The organism is Sporosarcina ureae, assembly GCF_002109325.1.
Lineage (GTDB): Bacteria > Bacillota > Bacilli > Bacillales_A > Planococcaceae > Sporosarcina > Sporosarcina ureae_C.
The window spans coordinates 98,777-116,379 of record NZ_CP015348.1; the positions used below are offsets into that span (position 1 = coordinate 98,777).

Below are 17,603 nucleotides of genomic sequence, written 5' to 3' on the forward strand. Positions count from 1 at the left end.
ATAACCGACACTACGGTACACTAGAACTATTGATGGTTTAAAAAAGGGGAAGGAGCACCATTATGCCTATACATAATATGAAAACATTTACATTCACAGCCCCAAACTTTTCCGAATGGAAAGAAGCGGCTGTTCTATCACTCAAAGGGAAGCCTTTTGAATCGTTATACACTAAAACAATCGAGGGCATTGAACTCAATCCGCTTTACACAAAAGAGGACCTCGATCAATTAGAGGTCTCACGCGTAACCAAGCCTGCATTTGGCTGGACTATCGCACAACCTGTAAGTGCAACAAATGGGGAACAGTTTGTGCAACAGATGAAGGAATCATTGGCACGCGGCAATGAAGCCATTGCTTACAACGGACTGAAATCTTTAGTCTGGACAGAGCAGGACATCAAACAAGTAGCACAGTTGATCACGCAATATCCGATTTTATTCACCGAAGTGCAAAGCGATGATCCAATCTTGCAAGCCTTCACATATATAGAAGAATCGAAGCGTCAAGACGTTACTGGAATATGCATGAGTGCAGTCCCGGTACTACCTGAAGGATTCCCAGGAGTTCGTACGAAAGGTGCCGATTTATGGACAGCGCATCACGAAGGTGCAGACGCGGTCACTGAACTTGCGTTATCACTATCACTCGCAGCTGAACTAGCGGATGAAGCTTCTTCATTTGAAGAATTTACAAACGACTTCTATGCACGATTTGCTTCGGATACACATTTTTTCATGGAAATCGCAAAGTTCCGTGCATTCCGGGTGTTGTGGAAGTTATTTAATGAAGCCTATGGAGTGGAAAATGCCAAACAAGTACCTTTACTTGGTATTACTTCACTGCGCTCCTACTCGAAGCTCGATCCATATGTAAACTTATTACGTGGCGGCAACTCTGCATTCGCGGCTATTTTAGGCGGCGCAGATTGGTTGACGGTATTGCCACACGACGTATTGACAGGTACGTCTCCAAGTTCGAATCGTTACGCACGCAATATTCAGTTGATTCTGAAGGAAGAGACACATATCGATCAAGTTCTTGATCCTGCAGGCGGTTCATACTATATCGAGTCGTTGACGACAGAATTAATTCGTAAATCATGGGCGAAGTTCTTAGAGATTGAAGAGAATGGCGGTTATCAAGCGTTCTTGCAGTCTGGTGAATTAAGCAAGCTTTACGCGCAGCGTCAGAAAGAAATGGCGACAGGTAAGAAGACGTTGATCGGTACGAATGTCTATGCAGAATTGACGGATGTAAATTATGCAAACGAATCTACCGTAACAGTTTCCAAACGATTGGCAGTGCCATTTGAAAATATACGTTCTAAACAGAAAGAAGAATTACCGAAAACGGTCTTACTAAACTTTGGCGCGTTGAAAGATTATAAACCACGCGCAGATTTCGTCAGCGGATTTTTGGCAGTTGGCGGGATCGAAGCGACGTGGAGCCCTTCTTTCGAGACGAACGAACAAGCGCTCAGTTGGATCGAAGAACAACAGCCGGATTATGCGGTAATTTGTGCGTCCGCTGCGGACACAGAAGAAGCGGTAACGAACTTCCTCGCTTCGTATAAAGGGAATTGTCCAATTGATACAGCAGGGAAATATCCAGCAGAAACAGCAGATCAGTGGCTTGCAAATGGACTGAATGGTTTCATTTTTGCAGGACAAGACAAGATCGAAAAATTGAATTCTATTATTATGCAAACAAAAGGAGGCCGTTCCGTTGAGTAAACCTGATTTCCGTAAAGTTAATATAGAGCAATCACTCAATGAACTCTCACAGCAAACTTCGTCAAAAGAGAATTTTTTAACGAATGAAGGAATCAATGTAGCGCCTGTCTATACAGCAAAGGACATTGAAAACACTGAGCATTTGAAAGACTTCCCAGGTATTGCACCGAACACACGCGGACCGTATCCGACGATGTACGTGGCACGTCCTTGGACGGTTCGTCAGTATGCTGGTTTCTCTACAGCGGAAGAAAGTAACGCGTTTTACCGTCGGAACTTGGCGATGGGGCAAAAGGGACTTTCTGTTGCGTTTGACCTTGCGACTCACCGGGGGTATGACTCCGATCATCCTCGTGTAACGGGTGACGTAGGTAAAGCGGGAGTTGCCATTGATTCTATTGAAGATATGAAGATTTTATTCGCAGGTATTCCACTTGATCAAATGTCGGTATCAATGACGATGAACGGTGCGGTTTTGCCGATCATGGCGTTCTATATTGTGGCAGCTGAAGAGTCGGGAGTGGCGCCTGAAAAGCTTTCGGGTACTATCCAAAATGATATTCTAAAAGAGTATATGGTACGTAATACGTACATCTTCCCACCGGCTATGTCGATGCGGATCATTGCGGATATTTTCTCGTATACATCTGAAAACATGCCGAAATTTAACTCGATTTCGATCTCGGGTTACCATATGCAAGAAGCGGGAGCGACAGCGGATATCGAGCTGGCGTATACACTTGCAGACGGCTTGGAATATGTTCGTACTGGCTTAAAGGCGGGAATAGATATCGATTCATTCGCACCACGTTTGTCATTCTTCTGGGCAATCGGTATGAACTATTATATGGAAATAGCAAAAATGAGAGCGGCACGGAAAATTTGGGCGCAGATGATGCAGTCATTTGAACCAAAAAATCCGAAGACACTTGCATTACGTACGCATTCTCAAACGTCGGGCTGGAGTTTGACGGAGCAAGATCCATTCAACAACGTAACACGTACATTGGTCGAAGCTAACGCATCATCTATGGGTCACACGCAGTCATTGCACACGAACGCATTGGATGAAGCAATCGCATTGCCGACAGATTTCTCGGCTCGTATTGCACGGAACACACAGTTGTTCTTACAAGAAGAGACGATGATGACGAAAGTAATCGATCCTTGGGGCGGTTCGTACTATGTGGAGAAGTTAACGGAAGAGTTAATGGAGAAAGCATGGGAATTAATTGGAGAAATCGAGTCGCTCGGTGGCATGGCAGAAGCGATTGAAACTGGCTTGCCGAAAATGAAAATTGAAGAAGCTGCGGCAAAGCGCCAAGCGAAAATTGATTCCAAAGCGGAAACGATTGTCGGTGTGAATAAATATCGTCTCGATACGGAAGATGCGATTGATATTCTTGATATCGATAATACGATGGTACGCCAGAAGCAAATTGACCGCATTAACGATATGAAAGACAAGCGGGATGAAAAAGTAGTTCAAGCAACGCTTACAGCCATCACGGAAGCGGCTAAGAGCGGCGAAGGGAACTTACTTGCATTGGCAGTAGACGCAGCAAGAGCGCGTGCAACAATCGGTGAAATCTCGGATGCAATTGAATCCGTATCCGGTAGACATAAGGCGGTGATCCGTTCAGTGAGTGGTGTGTATAGCGCGAACTTCTCGAATGAAGAGGAAATCCAAGAAGTAAAAGATATGACCGATGAGTTCCTTGAAAATGAAGGGCGTCGTCCACGTATTTTAGTAGCGAAAATGGGTCAAGACGGACATGACCGCGGAGCGAAAGTAATTGCGTCTTCGTTTGCTGACTTAGGATTTGATGTCGATATCGGACCTTTATTCCAAACACCTGAAGAAACAGCTCTTCAGGCAGCGGAAAACGATGTGCACGTGATCGGTGTAAGTTCACTTGCGGCAGGTCATAAAACATTGGTTCCGACATTGCGTGAAGAACTGAAGAAAATCAATCGTGAAGACATTTTAGTCGTTGTAGGTGGCGTTATTCCGGCACAGGATTATGATTTCTTGCGCAAGAATGGTGCAGCGGCAATCTTTGGCCCAGGTACGGTTATTCCAGTGGCGGCTCAAAAGGTCATTGAGGAGATTTACCGACAGCTCGGCTACGAGGAAGTGACGGATTGACAGAAAAACAAAACGGACGAGATGAATCAGCAATGCATGTGATGCGCGGAATTAAATCCACTCACGATGGATTTGTTGCCTCTTCCCGTAAACGCTTTGTTAAGAAAGATCCATCTCATAAAAATTTGGATGTATTGAAGCAGGAAATAGAAAATGGTTCCCGTCTTTATTTGGCACGCGGTATTACGTTGCTCGAAAGTACGAAACCGAGTGATAAAGAGGTTGGTCAGGAAGTGTTGACTAGCCTTCTGCCGAAAACGGGCAACTGTATTCGAATTGGGATTACGGGTGTACCGGGTGCAGGGAAAAGTACATTTATCGAGGCATTCGGTTTGATGCTGGCGGATATGGGACATAAAGTGGCGGTACTCGCGATTGATCCGAGTTCTACGTTGACTGGCGGAAGTATCTTAGGTGACAAGACTCGTATGGAGGAGTTGGCGCGGCATAAAAACGCGTTTATCCGTCCTTCTCCGTCAGCTGGGACGCTTGGCGGCGTGCATAAGAAGTCACGCGAAACGATGTTGCTTTGCGAAGCGGCGGGGTATGACGTGATTTTGATTGAAACGGTCGGAGTCGGGCAAGGCGAAACGATTGTCCGAGGCATGGTCGATTATTTCATGTTGCTCGTGCTGACTGGTGCGGGTGATGAACTGCAAGGAATGAAAAAAGGAATCATGGAGCTGACAGACGGTGTCGTCGTGCATAAGAATGACGGCGCGAATAAACCGCTCGTCAAAAAGACAGTACGCGAATATACACGGATCATGCACATGCTCCAACCGGCTTCTCCTGAATGGACATCGAAAGTGCAACCGGTGTCTTCTATAGAAAAAACAGGCTTGGAAGCGGTATGGGAAACCATTTTGGAGTTCGAACAAGAAATGAAAGATAAGAATCATTGGGATACAAGACGTCAACACCAGACACGTGATTGGTTCCATGCGATGATTCGTGATCACTTGATTGACTCATTCTTTTCAGAGCAAGGCCGTAAATCGCAGGTGAAGGTACTCGAAGAAGAATTGCTAGATGGACATCTAACAGTGACAGGGGCAATTGATCGATTGTTTTCTTCTTGATTCTTGCGTAAATATGCTATGATTAAAGAGGATAGCTAATTATGATTAGGGAAGCTCCGTAGCGGAACTGAACGCGCTATCACAAATATATATACCAAGAGAGGAGATATTGTAAAATGACTATGAACTTTGATTTTTACATGAACGATATGACTAGCCAAGCGAGATCCGAAATGGAGGCTAGCGGCTACAAGCAATTGCAAACACCTGAGGACGTGGAGGAAGCATTCAAGCAACCAGGTACGACGTTAGTAATGGTGAACTCGGTATGTGGATGTGCCGGCGGAATCGCTCGCCCAGCAGCTGCACACGCAGTACACTACGACAAGCGCCCTGACCACTTGGTGACGGTATTTGCTGGACAAGACAAAGAAGCAACTGCACAAGCACGCATGCACTTCGGCGAAGACCACATCCCATCCTCTCCATCATTTGCTCTTCTAAAAGACGGCAAATTGATCGGTGAAGTAGGACGTTTCGAAATCGAAGGACATGATCCGATGTCTGTAGTTGTGAATCTTCAAGAACAGTTTGAAGAGCACTGCGAAGAACTGTAACATCTAGCTACATGCGCCAGTCTCTCGGATCGCTTCGGTCCTGATTCAAAAGGCAAGTTCGGCCTTTTGCTTCAGGCTCTCCAGCGTCTGTCGAGACTAAACGGCGCATTCCGCTTTAGAATCAAAAAAACAGTTCGCATACAGTAGTATGCGAACTGCCCTTAATTATTAGAAGAACATGCTGAGACCCATGAACATGGTAGATGCAATCATGGCGACAATCATCAAGTACACAATTGTTTTTTGAATTTTTTTATTACTCATGCAGCAAAACTCCTTACGCGTTGGAATAGGTTTGTCTCTATTTTAACAGAAATAAGGATTTTCACAACTAGAATGGCTGTTCTATGTACACATACTAGATACGTAGTAAAAGGGGAATGTCTTATGAACAAGGTAGATCATATTGGGATTGCTGTGAAAAGTATTGAGGAAACATTACCATATTACATAGATACACTCGGATTGACAGTTTTAGCGATCGAAGAAGTGGCTAGCCAAGGTGTTAAAGTGGCGTTCATTGATTCGAATAATGTCAAGATTGAGTTGCTTGAACCGATGACAGAGACAAGCCCGATTGCGAAGTTTATAGAAAAACGCGGTGAAGGGGTTCACCATATCGCATTCGGAGTGACAGATATTCGTTCAAGAATGAAGGAATTGGAAGAAAAAGGCGTTCAACTACTTTCAACTGAACCCAAACCAGGTGCTGGCGGAGCAGAAGTTGCATTCTTGCATCCGAAATCATCTTATGGCGTTCTGTATGAATTATGTGAAAAGACTAAGGGGGAATAATAGATGAATATTTACGATAAAATTAATGAACTGTACGACAAGAAACGTGAAATTGAGCTAGGCGGCGGTGATGATCGAATTCTGAAGCAGCACGAAAAGGGGAAACTGACGGCTCGTGAACGGATTGAATTACTACTTGACGAAGGTACATTTGTCGAATTGAATCCATTTGTTGTGCACCGCACACGCGATTTCGGTATGGACAAACTAGAAGGCCCTGGCGACGGTGTCGTAACGGGTTACGGTAAAGTTCACGGTCGTCCTATTTATTTATTCTCCCAAGACTTCACGGTATTCGGTGGCGCACTTGGAGAAATGCACGCAATGAAAATTGCCAATGTTATGGATTTGGCAGCGAAAAACGGTGCTCCATTCATTGGATTGAACGACTCAGGTGGCGCACGTATTCAAGAAGGTGTTCTATCTCTTGACGGCTACGGTGAAATATTCTATCGTAATGCGATTTATTCTGGAGTTATTCCACAAATTTCTGTAATTCTTGGGCCATGTGCGGGTGGCGCGGTGTATTCACCGGCGATCACGGACTTCGTAATTATGACGGATAAAACAAGCCAAATGTTTATTACGGGACCAAAAGTTATCGAAACAGTAACAGGTGAGAAAATCACTTCTGAAGACCTAGGTGGAGCAAAAGTCCACAACACGATCAGTGGTAACGCGCATCTTCGTGGAGCAAGTGAAGAAGAAGTACTGGAAAAAACACGTGAATTATTAACATATCTACCACAGAACAATACAGAAAAGACGCCGATTCAGCCATTCGAAGAGCAGGATGATTATCGTGAAGATTTGGCGGATGTCGTACCTTATGAAACGATCCGTCCATATGACGTGCGTAGAGTATTGGAGCAAGTAGTGGATGAAGGGTCATTCTTTGAAATTCAGCCTGAATTCGCAAAGAACGCAGTAGTCGGCTATGCACGTATGAAAGGTGAAACAGTAGGATTTGTTTGTAACCAGCCAAAAGTAATGGCAGGCGGACTAGACATTAACTCTTCTGATAAAATCGCACGTTTCATCCGTACATGTGACTCATTCAATATTCCATTGATCACTTTTGAAGACGTGACAGGCTTCTTCCCGGGTATAAAACAAGAGCACGGGGGAATCATTCGTCACGGGGCGAAGATTCTATATGCATATTCAGAAGCGACAGTACCAAAAATCACATTAATCTTGCGTAAAGCTTTTGGTGGCGCATATGTTGCGCTGAATTCTAAATCAATCGGTGCGGACTTAGTCTTCGCTTGGCCGAACGCAGAAGTAGCTGTAATGGGTGCTGAAGGTGCAGCGAACATCATTTTCGCACGTGATATCGCAAAAAGTGAAGATCCGGAAGCAACGCGTGCTGCGAAAATCGAAGAATACCGTGAAAAATTTGCAAATCCATATGTTGCGGCTTCACACGGCATGATCGACGATGTAATTGATCCACGCGAAACTCGTATCAAATTGCTTCAAGGACTTGAAATGATGCGCAATAAGCACGAAGATCGTCCGAAGAAAAAGCACGGCAACATTCCACTATAAATAAAGGAGTCTTACATCTTGAATACACAACGATTACTTCAAGAATTTTTGGAGTTAGTAAAAATTGATTCTGAAACTAAAAACGAACGAAATATTGCAGACATTCTGACGAAGAAATTGCAGGAATTAGGCTTTGACGTGACCGAAGATGATACAGCGGAAAAGACAGGACACGGTGCAGGTAATTTAATTGCCAACTTGCCGGGTACAGTGACTGACGCGGATCCGATTTTCTTCACATGTCATATGGATACAGTCGTTCCAGGACAATCTATTCAGCCAATCGTCAAAGAAGATGGCTATGTCTACAGTGACGGCACAACGATTTTGGGTGCTGACGATAAAGCTGGGATTGCCGCTCTTCTAGAAATGGCGAAAGTCATCCAAGAGTCAGACAAGCCTCATGGCCCAATCCAGTTCATTATCACTGCTGGTGAAGAGAGCGGATTAGTCGGAGCGAAAGCGATGAATCCTGACTATTTGAAGGCGAAATACGGCTTTGCGGTCGATAGCGACGGAGAAGTAGGCGGCATTGTTACGGCTGCTCCTTATCAGTCGAAATTATGGACGACGATTTACGGTAAGACAGCTCACGCTGGTGTGGCGCCTGAAAAAGGGATTTCTGCTATTTCACTTGCAGCTAAATCCATTGCGGGCATGAAACTAGGTAGAATCGATGAAGAGACGACAGCGAATATCGGTCGTTTTGAAGGCGGGAAAGCTACGAATATCGTTTGTGAAGAAGCTTTCATCCTGTCTGAAGTTCGCTCGATCAATCCTGATAAAATGAAGCAACAAATCGACTTAATGGTCGAGAAGTTTGCTTCAACTTCTGAATCGTTAGGTGGTAAAGCGGAAACTGAAACACAACTCATGTATCCTGGTTTCTCGATAGGGGATGACGAAGAAGTCGTGCAAGTAGCGATGAAATCCATCCGCAATATCGGTCGTGAACCTAAAATTATGACAAGTGGCGGCGGAAGTGATGGCAATGTGTTCAACGGTATGGGTGTTCCAACTGTCACATTGTCTGTCGGTTATGAAGAGATTCATACGAAAAATGAACGCATGCCGGTGAAAGAGTTGGAGAAGCTGACTGAATTATTGCTTGAAATTGTCGGTAATGCAATTCACACGGCGTAATAATCTCAACCAAGAGCCTTGAAAGAAGGTGCAACTATGCAAACTGTGATAGTACGGACAGGCAATGAAGAATATGCACTGCCGGTAGAATCGGTGATTTCCATCGAGAAACTGGAATACGTCACACCGATTCCTCATCTTCCCCCGTATTTACTTGGACTGATGAAATCGCGTGGTGAACTGGTGCCTATTCTCGATTTAAGTCAAATCCTATATCATCAAGCGACACCACGGGATATCGAATCCCATGTAGTTGTCGTGAAAACGGATCAGCTTGAAGTTGGTTTATTAGTGCTAGACGCAAGAGAGATCTTGGAATTGCCAGAGGACCGGTTAACTTCTACCGCGTTAAAAGCCTATTCAAAAACACCTTACTTCGTGACTGTAGCGAATTTGGAAGATCGCGTCGTAACTGTCATTGATCCGAATATTATGGCGGACACACTTCATGGGATGGATGAAATCTCTAGCTATATGAAGGAACAGCATCAATCAAATTAGTAGGCAAAAAGAACATACATTTGTTAAAATGGAGGAGTGGCAGACTGAAGTCGGTTTGCCGCTTTTTCCTATTACATAAATATTTCCCAGGAAAGAAAGGTGTTTACATGACGGATCTGACTATCGCTAATCCACGTGTCATTATGCATCTTGATATGAACAGCTTCTTTGCCTCTGTTGAACAGGCTGCGAATCCTAAGCTGAAAGGAATTCCACTTGCGGTCGCCGGTAACCCAAAAGAACGCAGAGGAATTCTCGTGACATGTTCATATGAGGCAAGGGCATTCGGTGTTTACACGACGATGACTGTTGGAGAAGCTAAACGCCTCTGTCCAAATTTAACGATTATTCCACCACGTCATGAATTATACCGGCAGATGTCTGATTCCGTTTTTGAAATCCTCCGAAGTTATACAGAATGGGTGGAACCTGTTTCCATCGATGAAGCGTATATCGATACGACGGAGATTGGTGGATTGACACGTGCATATGATTTGGCCCGGGAAATCCAGTTGCGTATTTTAGCAGAACTCGATTTGCCATGCTCAATTGGCATTGCACCGAATAAATTTTTAGCAAAGACTGCTTCTGACATGAAGAAGCCGATGGGAATTACAATTTTACGCAAACGTGAAGTACAGAAAAAACTTTGGCCATTGCCCGTTATAGAGATGCATGGAATCGGCAAGCGGACGGAAGAGAAATTGCATAGTGCGGGTATCAAGACGTTGGGTGATTTGGCTACTGCTGAAAAAATCACGTTAGAAGCATTACTCGGAAAAAATGGGCTGCGCTTGAAACAACGTGCAAACGGTATCGATACGCGGCCAGTTGATCCAGAAAGCGCGGAAGAACGCAAAAGTATCGGCAGCTCCACGACACTGCCAATTGATTTGACTGAGTTTGAAGAATGCGTGCCCATATTCGAACGTTTGGCGAAAAAAGTGGCCGCACGATTGGAAACGAAACTTTTGGCAGGCATGACGATCAGTATCCAAATCCGCTACGCCGATTGGCAGAACACGACGAGGAGCAGAACGCTTCAGCAAGCTGTCTATCTTGAAGAAGATATTACGAAAGTGGCACTGCAATTGTTTCGGCAACACTGGAATGATGAGCCAATTCGATTGCTTGGCATAACGGCGGCCAACGTCATTGAACGTTCCGAAATGGTCAAACAACTGACGTTCGATAATTATGAACAACAGGAAAAGGAATATGAAATGGATCAGCTCATGTCGAGCCTGACGCAACGTTTCGGAGATGGTATTATTAAAAAAGGATTTACGAAGAATTAGGAAGGAGGGAATGAATGTGGACATAGAATTTTTGGGGACAGGCGCAGGAATGCCTTCAAAGCAACGCAATACATCTGCACTCGTTCTCGACCTGACAGATGAGAACAAGGAAAATTGGCTGTTTGACTGTGGAGAAGCGACGCAACATCAATTATTGCACAGTGCGATCAAGCCAAAGAAAATCACAAAAATCTTCATTACGCATTTACATGGTGACCATATTTTCGGATTACCTGGTTTTCTCAGTTCGCGCGCATTTTTAGGCGGCGGTGATCCCGTTGATCTGTATGGGCCAGCAGGCTTGAAAGAATGGTTGCAACATACTTATAAAGTGACGGGTACATACTTGCCTTACAAGCTGAACGTTCATGAAATTCATGACGGCATGATTCTTGAAACGGATGAATTCAAGGTTTACGCGAAAGAAGTCCAGCATGTCATCCAAAGTTTTGGCTTTCGTATTGAACAAAAAGAGTTGCCGGGTACATTGTTGATCGACAAAGCGATTGAACAAGGTGTTCCGAAAGGTCCGTTGTTACAGCGATTGAAAGACGGTCTTGATGTTGAGCTCGACAATGGGCAGATTGTTTACAGCAAAGACGTCACGACAGAGAAGAAAAAAGGCTTTGTTATTACAGTCATTGGGGATACGTCGTATTGCGCGGCTTCCGTTGAACTGGCACAAGACGCAGATATCCTCATTCACGAAGCAACATTCACCGATGAATACGCTGAAGGCGCGAAAGAATTCGGTCATTCAACTATTGTGGAAGCGGCGACTGTCGCGAAAGAAGCAAACGTTAAGAATTTAATTGCCAACCATATTAGCGCACGTTTTATGCCAAGTGAAATGCCCGCATTCATTGCGGAAGGTACTGAAGTGTTCGAGGCTATTTCCATTGCGGATGATTTTGCGCGTTATCAGTGGAAACATGGCGAATTAACGAAGTTAGTGAAAAATTAAAGTGCTATCCAAGAAGTCGTCTTGCATGAGACTTTTTGCGATGGCGCTTTTTTATTCGTTTTGAGGGGGAGGGTTGCGTGCGATTTTGCTAGCGCTCAATGTTTCCGCGTAACCGCTCTATGAGGCCGCTTGACTGCTCTATCAAGCCTCGCGGGCGCTCTATTAGCCGTCGCGAATGCTCTATGCAGCTTCAATTCCGCTCATAGCACCTAAAGTTCCGCTCATAGAAAAAGACGCTTAACGGAATATCTATCCCGCAAGCGTCTGTGTCTACTATTATTTCCTAGAACCGAGTTGACGTGACCTATTTTCTGCACTGATCAAGCAGTCCGAAATAATTGTCTTAAAGTTATGGTCTTCTAAAGAACGCAGACCTGCTGCGGTCGTACCGCCAGGACTCGTCACATTTGTCCGCAACACACTTGGTTCTTCACCAGTCTTTTGCAACATGGATGCCGCTCCGTAAATGGTTTGAACAATGAGCTCCCTAGCATCCGCTGCATCTAAACCTTGGGCTACCGCTGCTTCTTCCATCGCTTCGACGAGGTAATAAATATATGCCGGGCCGCTGCCGGAAAGGGCTGTGACTGCGTGCAGATCATCTTCTTCGACGACTTTAACGATGCCGATCGCATTTAACAAGCTCAAAATGGATTGTTTCATTTTATCTGACACTGCTTTATTGAATGCGATACCGCTTGCCGCTTTTCCTATAGTAGCGGACGTGTTCGGCATCGAGCGCGCAATCGGACGTTTGCCAAGGCCGTTTTCAAATGTCTCGATGGAAATGCCAGCAATGACCGAAAGGACCGTCGTGTCTTCTCCGAGATACGGGGCGATATCCTGCATAACTTTCTCTACGTCTTTAGGCTTTGTCGCGAGAACGACCAAGTCCACATTCTTAATGAAATCCCGGTCTTCGCACACTTTCGTAATGCCATAACGCGACTCGAGTTCATCTAAACGATCTTTGTCTGAACGGTTCATCACATAGACGTTTTCTTCATATAGTACTCGTTTATTTACGATTCCCGCAATAATAGCTTCAGCCATCTGTCCGGCTCCTACAAATAAAATTTTCTTCATTTCCAACATCCTTCCCAAAATAAAAAAGCGCTCTCGTCCCATAGTTCAGGACGAAAACGCTCGGTTTCCGCGGTGCCACCTAAATTTGCTGTTTGCGACAGCACACTTCACGTCTTCTTTATCGCAGAAGATACGGTCGTGTTTCCACAACAGCTCGGAAGGAGGTTCGAAGGGGAGTGGGATACATGGCTCGCAGCCTTGGCCATGCTCTCTTAAATCCATCCACCCTTTACTAATCTTCCTCATTGCCCGTTCCATACTATTTTTATGATTATGTCATGTACAAACTGAAAAGTCAAACCGCCCTTAACTGTCAATGAACAAGTAGACGATGAATATAACAATCAGAATGGAGATGACGAGCGAAGTGATCTTCATCGCGCTCAGTGGATAATTGCCCGATACTTTTCCGGTTTGTCCATTGACAATGAATTGATAAATTTTCTCTTTAAAATGAAATGAAGAAATCCAGATCGGCAATAATATATGCTTGTACGTGATGTCTTTGTAGTCGGTTGAAAGACTAGCTACTTCCACGATATCACCTGCAACGGAGCGTTCGATACCGTTAACGATTCCTCGTGTCATGATATCTTTCGCTTCAGAGAATCCCTGTTGCAATGAAACGGAATAACGCTCAGCGAGGAATCCGGACATGTATTCTACTTTATAATCCGTCAAACTCGTCAATTGAAAAGGTTGTACTTTCTGCAATAATTTCGGTTCGACGGTGTGAGATGCTTTAATGAGAATATCATCGAAAAACTCGCGATAATTGCCGCTTTCTTGATGCCAGCGGATTTTCCTCACTTGCTCGGTCACTTGTCTTGCTTTGCCGTCTTCATACACCGTCCGAGTTTCAGTAACATAATAGTAATTTCCGACACGCACGACATATTGTGAAGAGGTTTGGCTATCATACGTCCAGTATGGTAAGTAAGCGCCAGAGATTTTATTGAGTCGATAGGTTTTCTTTAGAGTATTGGGGGCGAAGAAATGCCCTTTGATCCATTCTTTGAACTTCGCTTGGGCTTGTTCATTTGAGACTTGGAATGGAATCAATAACCCTGGCTGGATCCCCGCGTCCTGATCGGTCACTGTAATATGGGAGGAACCACAAAACGAACAGAAATCCGCGACGACATGTGCGTCGAGTACGGATTCCGCTCCACAGTTGCCACAAGAGAAAACACGTTTCTCTTCATTCCATAGATGTTGTAGATTATTTCCTGCTTCATTGAAATCCAATTCTACGTGGTGGTCGAACGTTGCTTCGATCGGCATTTCATGACCGCAAAATGGACATTTCAATCCAAGTGTTTCGGGATCGTATTCCGTATTTCCGCCACAGGAAGGACATTTGATATTTTGCGTATCTTCTACGACAGTGTTTTGTTCATCAAATGAAGTCAACGAACATCCCTCACTTTACGTCTAACGTCTCACCGCATTCTGCGCAGAATTTCGCACCTGGCAGATTGGCGTGTGAGCAGGCAGGACAAATTTTCTCCGCGACTTGAGATGTACCGCAAACGCTACAAAACTTTGCATCTTTCGGAATCATAGTCTCGCACTTAATACACGGTACTTTATCGGTTTCGACAGACTTTCCGCACTGACCGCAGAACTTCGCATCTGCATTGATCGTAGCTTGACAATGCGGGCATGATTTCGTTGCAGCTTGTGCTTGGGGCTGCTGTGTTTGGTTCTGATTCATCGCATTGGCCATCACTTGACCCATGCCCATTCCAGCGCCCATACCGACACCTGCACCTGCCATGCCGCCTTCATTTTGTGCCGCGTCACGCATAGCTTCCGCAGCTTGATATTGCTGGTATTGTTGCATATTACCAAGCACACCCATCGACGTGCGTTTATCCATCGCTTCTTCGACTTCTTTAGGCAATGACAGATTTTCGATATAAAGTGACGTGATTTCGAATCCAAATGCTGCGAAACGAGACATCATTTTCTCTTTACCTTTATCACTTAATTCGTCGTAATGCATCGACAGGTCGAGCGCTGGTATTTGCGACTCCGCGAATAGATCAGACAAACCTGAAATAATCATTTTCTTCAACTGTCCTTCGACTGCATTCGTATCATAAGAGCTATTCGTTCCAAATAGTTCACGTAGGAAAACAGTAGGCTCTGCCACGCGATACGAATAAATTCCGTACCCACGAAGACGAATCATGCCAAAATCAGGATCGCGCATCATGATCGGGTTCGCCGTTCCCCATTTTTGATTGATGAACTGCTTTGTATTAATGAAATACACTTCCGCTTTAAATGGCGAATCAAAGCCGTATTTCCACGACTTTAACTTGGTGAGGACGGGCATGTTCTGCGTGTAGAGAATGTGGCGGCCGGGTCCGAAAACGTCTGCGATTTCGCCTTCATTGACGAAAATTGCCACTTGTGATTCTCTGACGGTTAGTTCTGCTCCCATTTTAATTTCATTATTATGAACTGGGAACTGATAGACTAATGTATTGGCGTCTTGCGCTTGCCATTCGATTACTTCGATGAATTGGTTTTTGAACATATTAAAAAATCCCATAGTGATCCCTCCAACTCGACATGATATTTGCAAATCATGCGATTTCTTGTAGTATACCATACGTAGAATCGGGGAAATGGTTTCATTTTGCAGGAAAATACTTTCTGTAAATGAGTGAACTAGACGTGACGCTCATGAAAATAAAGGGTACAATAGACTGAACAGTCATTCATTTATGAGGGGGAAGTTTTATGATTACGAAAATTATTACACCGACGCCATTTGCGGTTGGTGATGTGAACTGCTTTTTATTAAAAGGCGACACGCTGACGCTCGTGGACGCGGCTACGAAAACACCTGAAGCACGTGAAGTATTGCAGATGAAATTAAAGGAAATGGGCTATACGTTTCATGATATAGAGCAAGTATTCGTCACGCATCACCATCCCGATCACTGCGGTCTGGTAGAGCAGTTCGACCGCGCGGAAATTCTAGGTCACCCATACTTAAACTACTGGTTATCACGTGACGCAGAATTTCTCGATCGCCACGACCGCTTTTACGAACAGTCTTTACTAGAAGAAGGCGTGCCGGATGAGTATTCGAAATGGCTTCAACGTTTCCGCCGATCGGTCGACATGATGGGCGATCGTCCCGTTGACCGAATCATGAATGAAGGCGATGATTTGCCAGGGCATCCAGGTTGGAAAATCCAAGAGTCACTCGGCCACGCGCAAAGTCATTTATCGTTGTTCAATGAGCAGCAAGGTATTCTTATCGGTGGGGACTTATTGCTTGAGAAAGTGTCATCAAATCCATTAATTGAGCCTCCATTAAAAAAAGAGCAAGGACGTCCGAAGTCGTTGCTACAATATAATGCATCTCTGAAACGTTTGTTGGATTTGCCGGTATCACTCGTCTACGGTGGACATGGTGGCGAGATTATGAACGCCCATGAACTCATTACGGAACGCCTAGCGAAGCAACATGACCGTGCAATGAAAGTGCTCGCGATGCTAGACGAATCGAAGACAGTCTATGACGTAACCAAGTTATTATTCCCGGCCGTTTATGAGAAAGAACTCGGATTGACACTGTCTGAAACGATCGGACAATTGGATTATTTAGTAGCCAATGAATTCATTTCGGAAACAACCGACTCTGTAGGGGTTCATCACTATGTCCGCATCTAAAACGGTACTGATCACGGGTGCAACGAGTGGTATTGGGTTCGAACTTGCCAAGCGTTTGTCGGTGTTGAAGAACTACCGCGTCATCGCGACGGGACGTAATGCGAAAGCGTTAGAAGAACTGCGTACGCTTGGCGTAGAAGGATACTGTGCCGATCTGCGCGATACGAAGCAACTCGACTGGTTATTATCTTCTATCGAAACCCCTGACCTTGTCGTTTTCTCAGCTGGAGTAGGGAAGTTCCACTTGGCATACGAGACAACGGATGAAGACACGCAGGCAATGCTAGAGACAAATGTCCGTGTACCGATGCAACTGACTGCTCGCGTAGTACCTGCAATGATCAAGCGTAAGCACGGGCACTTACTTTATATAGGCTCACAGGCAGGGAAAGTAGCCACGCCGAAAACATCAGTCTACGCCGCAACGAAGCATGCACTGATCGGCTACACGAACGCCGTACGCATGGAAGTCGCACCGTATAACATCGACGTATCCGTCATCCATCCAGGACCAATCGACACGCCATTCATCGAACTCGCGGACGTCACCGGCGGCTACAAACAAGCAATGGGCAGCCAGCTACTCTCAGTCGATACAGTGGTCTCTGCCGTCATGGACACAATCGAGCGACCTACACGTGAAATAAACTTACCGAAAATCACTGGCTTAACGAGCAGACTTTACGCACTCGCACCGAGTCTAGTAGAAACTATCGGAAAACCATTCTTCTATAAGAAGTAAGAATTATATAGAGCGCTGTCGCTAAAAGTCGTGAAGTTACGACTTGTGGCGGCAGCGTTTTTAGCGTTGTGAAGAAAAGCAGTAACGTCATCTAGTATGTAGTTTAATACGATCGTTAACACACTAAACTAGTTGATCTTCGTTCCAGGCGGCGACTCTAGCGGGAACAGCGCGCGCTGAAAGCCCCGCAGGTAGCGAAGCGGACGAGGAGATTGAAGCCGTGCCCGCGGAAAGCGTCCGCCTGGAACGAAGATCAAAGGTATCCATCTCCTCACTTTCTTCAAAGGTAACAATAATAGAATT

At 45.0% G+C, this 17,603-nt stretch carries 17 protein-coding genes; 13 read left to right on the forward strand and 4 right to left on the reverse strand.

Annotated elements, in window-relative coordinates:
* The first annotated feature begins 62 nt into the window (after positions 1–62).
* The 4 genes from SporoP32a_RS00520 to SporoP32a_RS00535 all read left to right on the forward strand — a co-directional run bounded on the left by SporoP32a_RS00520 (position 63) and on the right by SporoP32a_RS00535 (position 5,524).
* On the forward strand, positions 63–1,736 hold the full coding sequence (locus tag SporoP32a_RS00520; protein WP_085426124.1) for a methylmalonyl-CoA mutase family protein: 1,674 nt from the start codon (positions 63–65) through the stop codon (positions 1,734–1,736).
* Positions 1,729–3,885, forward strand: a complete 2,157-nt coding sequence (gene scpA, locus SporoP32a_RS00525; RefSeq protein ID WP_085426125.1) for a methylmalonyl-CoA mutase — start codon at positions 1,729–1,731, stop codon at positions 3,883–3,885. Before SporoP32a_RS00520 ends, scpA begins: the two co-directional genes overlap by 8 nt.
* 32 nt (positions 3,886–3,917) lie before the next feature.
* Positions 3,918–4,967, forward strand: a complete 1,050-nt coding sequence (gene meaB / locus SporoP32a_RS00530; RefSeq protein ID WP_085428935.1) for a methylmalonyl Co-A mutase-associated GTPase MeaB — start codon at positions 3,918–3,920, stop codon at positions 4,965–4,967.
* A gap of 116 nt (positions 4,968–5,083) precedes the next feature.
* On the forward strand, positions 5,084–5,524 hold the full coding sequence (locus SporoP32a_RS00535; protein ID WP_085426126.1) for a BrxA/BrxB family bacilliredoxin: 441 nt from the start codon (positions 5,084–5,086) through the stop codon (positions 5,522–5,524).
* Positions 5,525–5,692: 168 nt separating this feature from the next.
* On the opposite strand, the gene prli42 is transcribed toward SporoP32a_RS00535, so the two are convergent.
* A complete protein-coding gene (gene prli42 / locus SporoP32a_RS16630; protein ID WP_157129905.1) occupies positions 5,693–5,788 on the reverse strand; it encodes a stressosome-associated protein Prli42 in 96 nt (31 codons plus the stop codon).
* Between the two features lie 123 nt (positions 5,789–5,911).
* Here prli42 and mce point away from each other — a divergent pair, with 123 nt between their 5' ends.
* From mce to rnz, 6 genes are all read left to right on the forward strand, one after another.
* Positions 5,912–6,319 (forward strand): methylmalonyl-CoA epimerase, encoded by a 408-nt coding sequence (mce, locus tag SporoP32a_RS00540; RefSeq protein ID WP_085426127.1) that lies wholly within the window; start codon positions 5,912–5,914, stop codon positions 6,317–6,319.
* A 3-nt stretch (positions 6,320–6,322) separates the two neighbouring features.
* Positions 6,323–7,870 (forward strand): acyl-CoA carboxylase subunit beta, encoded by a 1,548-nt coding sequence (locus SporoP32a_RS00545; protein WP_085426128.1) that lies wholly within the window; start codon positions 6,323–6,325, stop codon positions 7,868–7,870.
* Between the two features lie 18 nt (positions 7,871–7,888).
* Entirely contained in the window at positions 7,889–9,013 is a 1,125-nt protein-coding gene (locus SporoP32a_RS00550; protein ID WP_085426129.1) for a M20/M25/M40 family metallo-hydrolase, read from the forward strand.
* A gap of 36 nt (positions 9,014–9,049) precedes the next feature.
* Complete coding sequence (locus tag SporoP32a_RS00555) at positions 9,050–9,514, forward strand: chemotaxis protein CheW (RefSeq protein WP_085426130.1); 465 nt, start codon at positions 9,050–9,052, stop codon at positions 9,512–9,514.
* A gap of 107 nt (positions 9,515–9,621) precedes the next feature.
* Entirely contained in the window at positions 9,622–10,812 is a 1,191-nt protein-coding gene (locus tag SporoP32a_RS00560; protein ID WP_085426131.1) for a DNA polymerase IV, read from the forward strand.
* A 16-nt stretch (positions 10,813–10,828) separates the two neighbouring features.
* On the forward strand, positions 10,829–11,776 hold the full coding sequence (gene rnz / locus SporoP32a_RS00565; protein ID WP_085426132.1) for a ribonuclease Z: 948 nt from the start codon (positions 10,829–10,831) through the stop codon (positions 11,774–11,776).
* Positions 11,777–12,052: 276 nt separating this feature from the next.
* Here rnz and proC read toward each other — a convergent pair whose 3' ends face one another.
* A complete protein-coding gene (gene proC, locus SporoP32a_RS00570; RefSeq protein WP_085428936.1) occupies positions 12,053–12,862 on the reverse strand; it encodes a pyrroline-5-carboxylate reductase in 810 nt (269 codons plus the stop codon).
* A 72-nt stretch (positions 12,863–12,934) separates the two neighbouring features.
* Between proC and SporoP32a_RS17130 the strand changes: the two genes are divergently transcribed.
* Positions 12,935–13,078 (forward strand): hypothetical protein, encoded by a 144-nt coding sequence (locus SporoP32a_RS17130; protein ID WP_157129906.1) that lies wholly within the window; start codon positions 12,935–12,937, stop codon positions 13,076–13,078.
* Between the two features lie 90 nt (positions 13,079–13,168).
* Here the strand turns inward: SporoP32a_RS17130 and SporoP32a_RS00575 are convergent, their stop codons facing one another.
* Both SporoP32a_RS00575 and SporoP32a_RS00580 read right to left on the reverse strand, forming a co-directional pair.
* Positions 13,169–14,275: a TFIIB-type zinc ribbon-containing protein gene (locus tag SporoP32a_RS00575; RefSeq protein WP_085426133.1), complete on the reverse strand. Its 1,107-nt coding sequence runs from the start codon at positions 14,273–14,275 to the stop codon at positions 13,169–13,171.
* Between the two features lie 10 nt (positions 14,276–14,285).
* Positions 14,286–15,425: an SPFH domain-containing protein gene (locus tag SporoP32a_RS00580; RefSeq protein WP_085426134.1), complete on the reverse strand. Its 1,140-nt coding sequence runs from the start codon at positions 15,423–15,425 to the stop codon at positions 14,286–14,288.
* A 191-nt stretch (positions 15,426–15,616) separates the two neighbouring features.
* On the opposite strand from SporoP32a_RS00580, the gene SporoP32a_RS00585 reads away from it, so the two are divergent.
* Positions 15,617–16,558 carry an MBL fold metallo-hydrolase gene (locus SporoP32a_RS00585; RefSeq protein ID WP_085426135.1) on the forward strand — a complete coding sequence of 314 codons (942 nt, stop codon included), beginning with the start codon at positions 15,617–15,619 and terminating at the stop codon, positions 16,556–16,558.
* Positions 16,545–17,300, forward strand: a complete 756-nt coding sequence (locus tag SporoP32a_RS00590) for an SDR family NAD(P)-dependent oxidoreductase (RefSeq protein ID WP_085426136.1) — start codon at positions 16,545–16,547, stop codon at positions 17,298–17,300. Before SporoP32a_RS00585 ends, SporoP32a_RS00590 begins: the two co-directional genes overlap by 14 nt.
* The last annotated feature ends 303 nt before the right edge of the window (positions 17,301–17,603 follow it).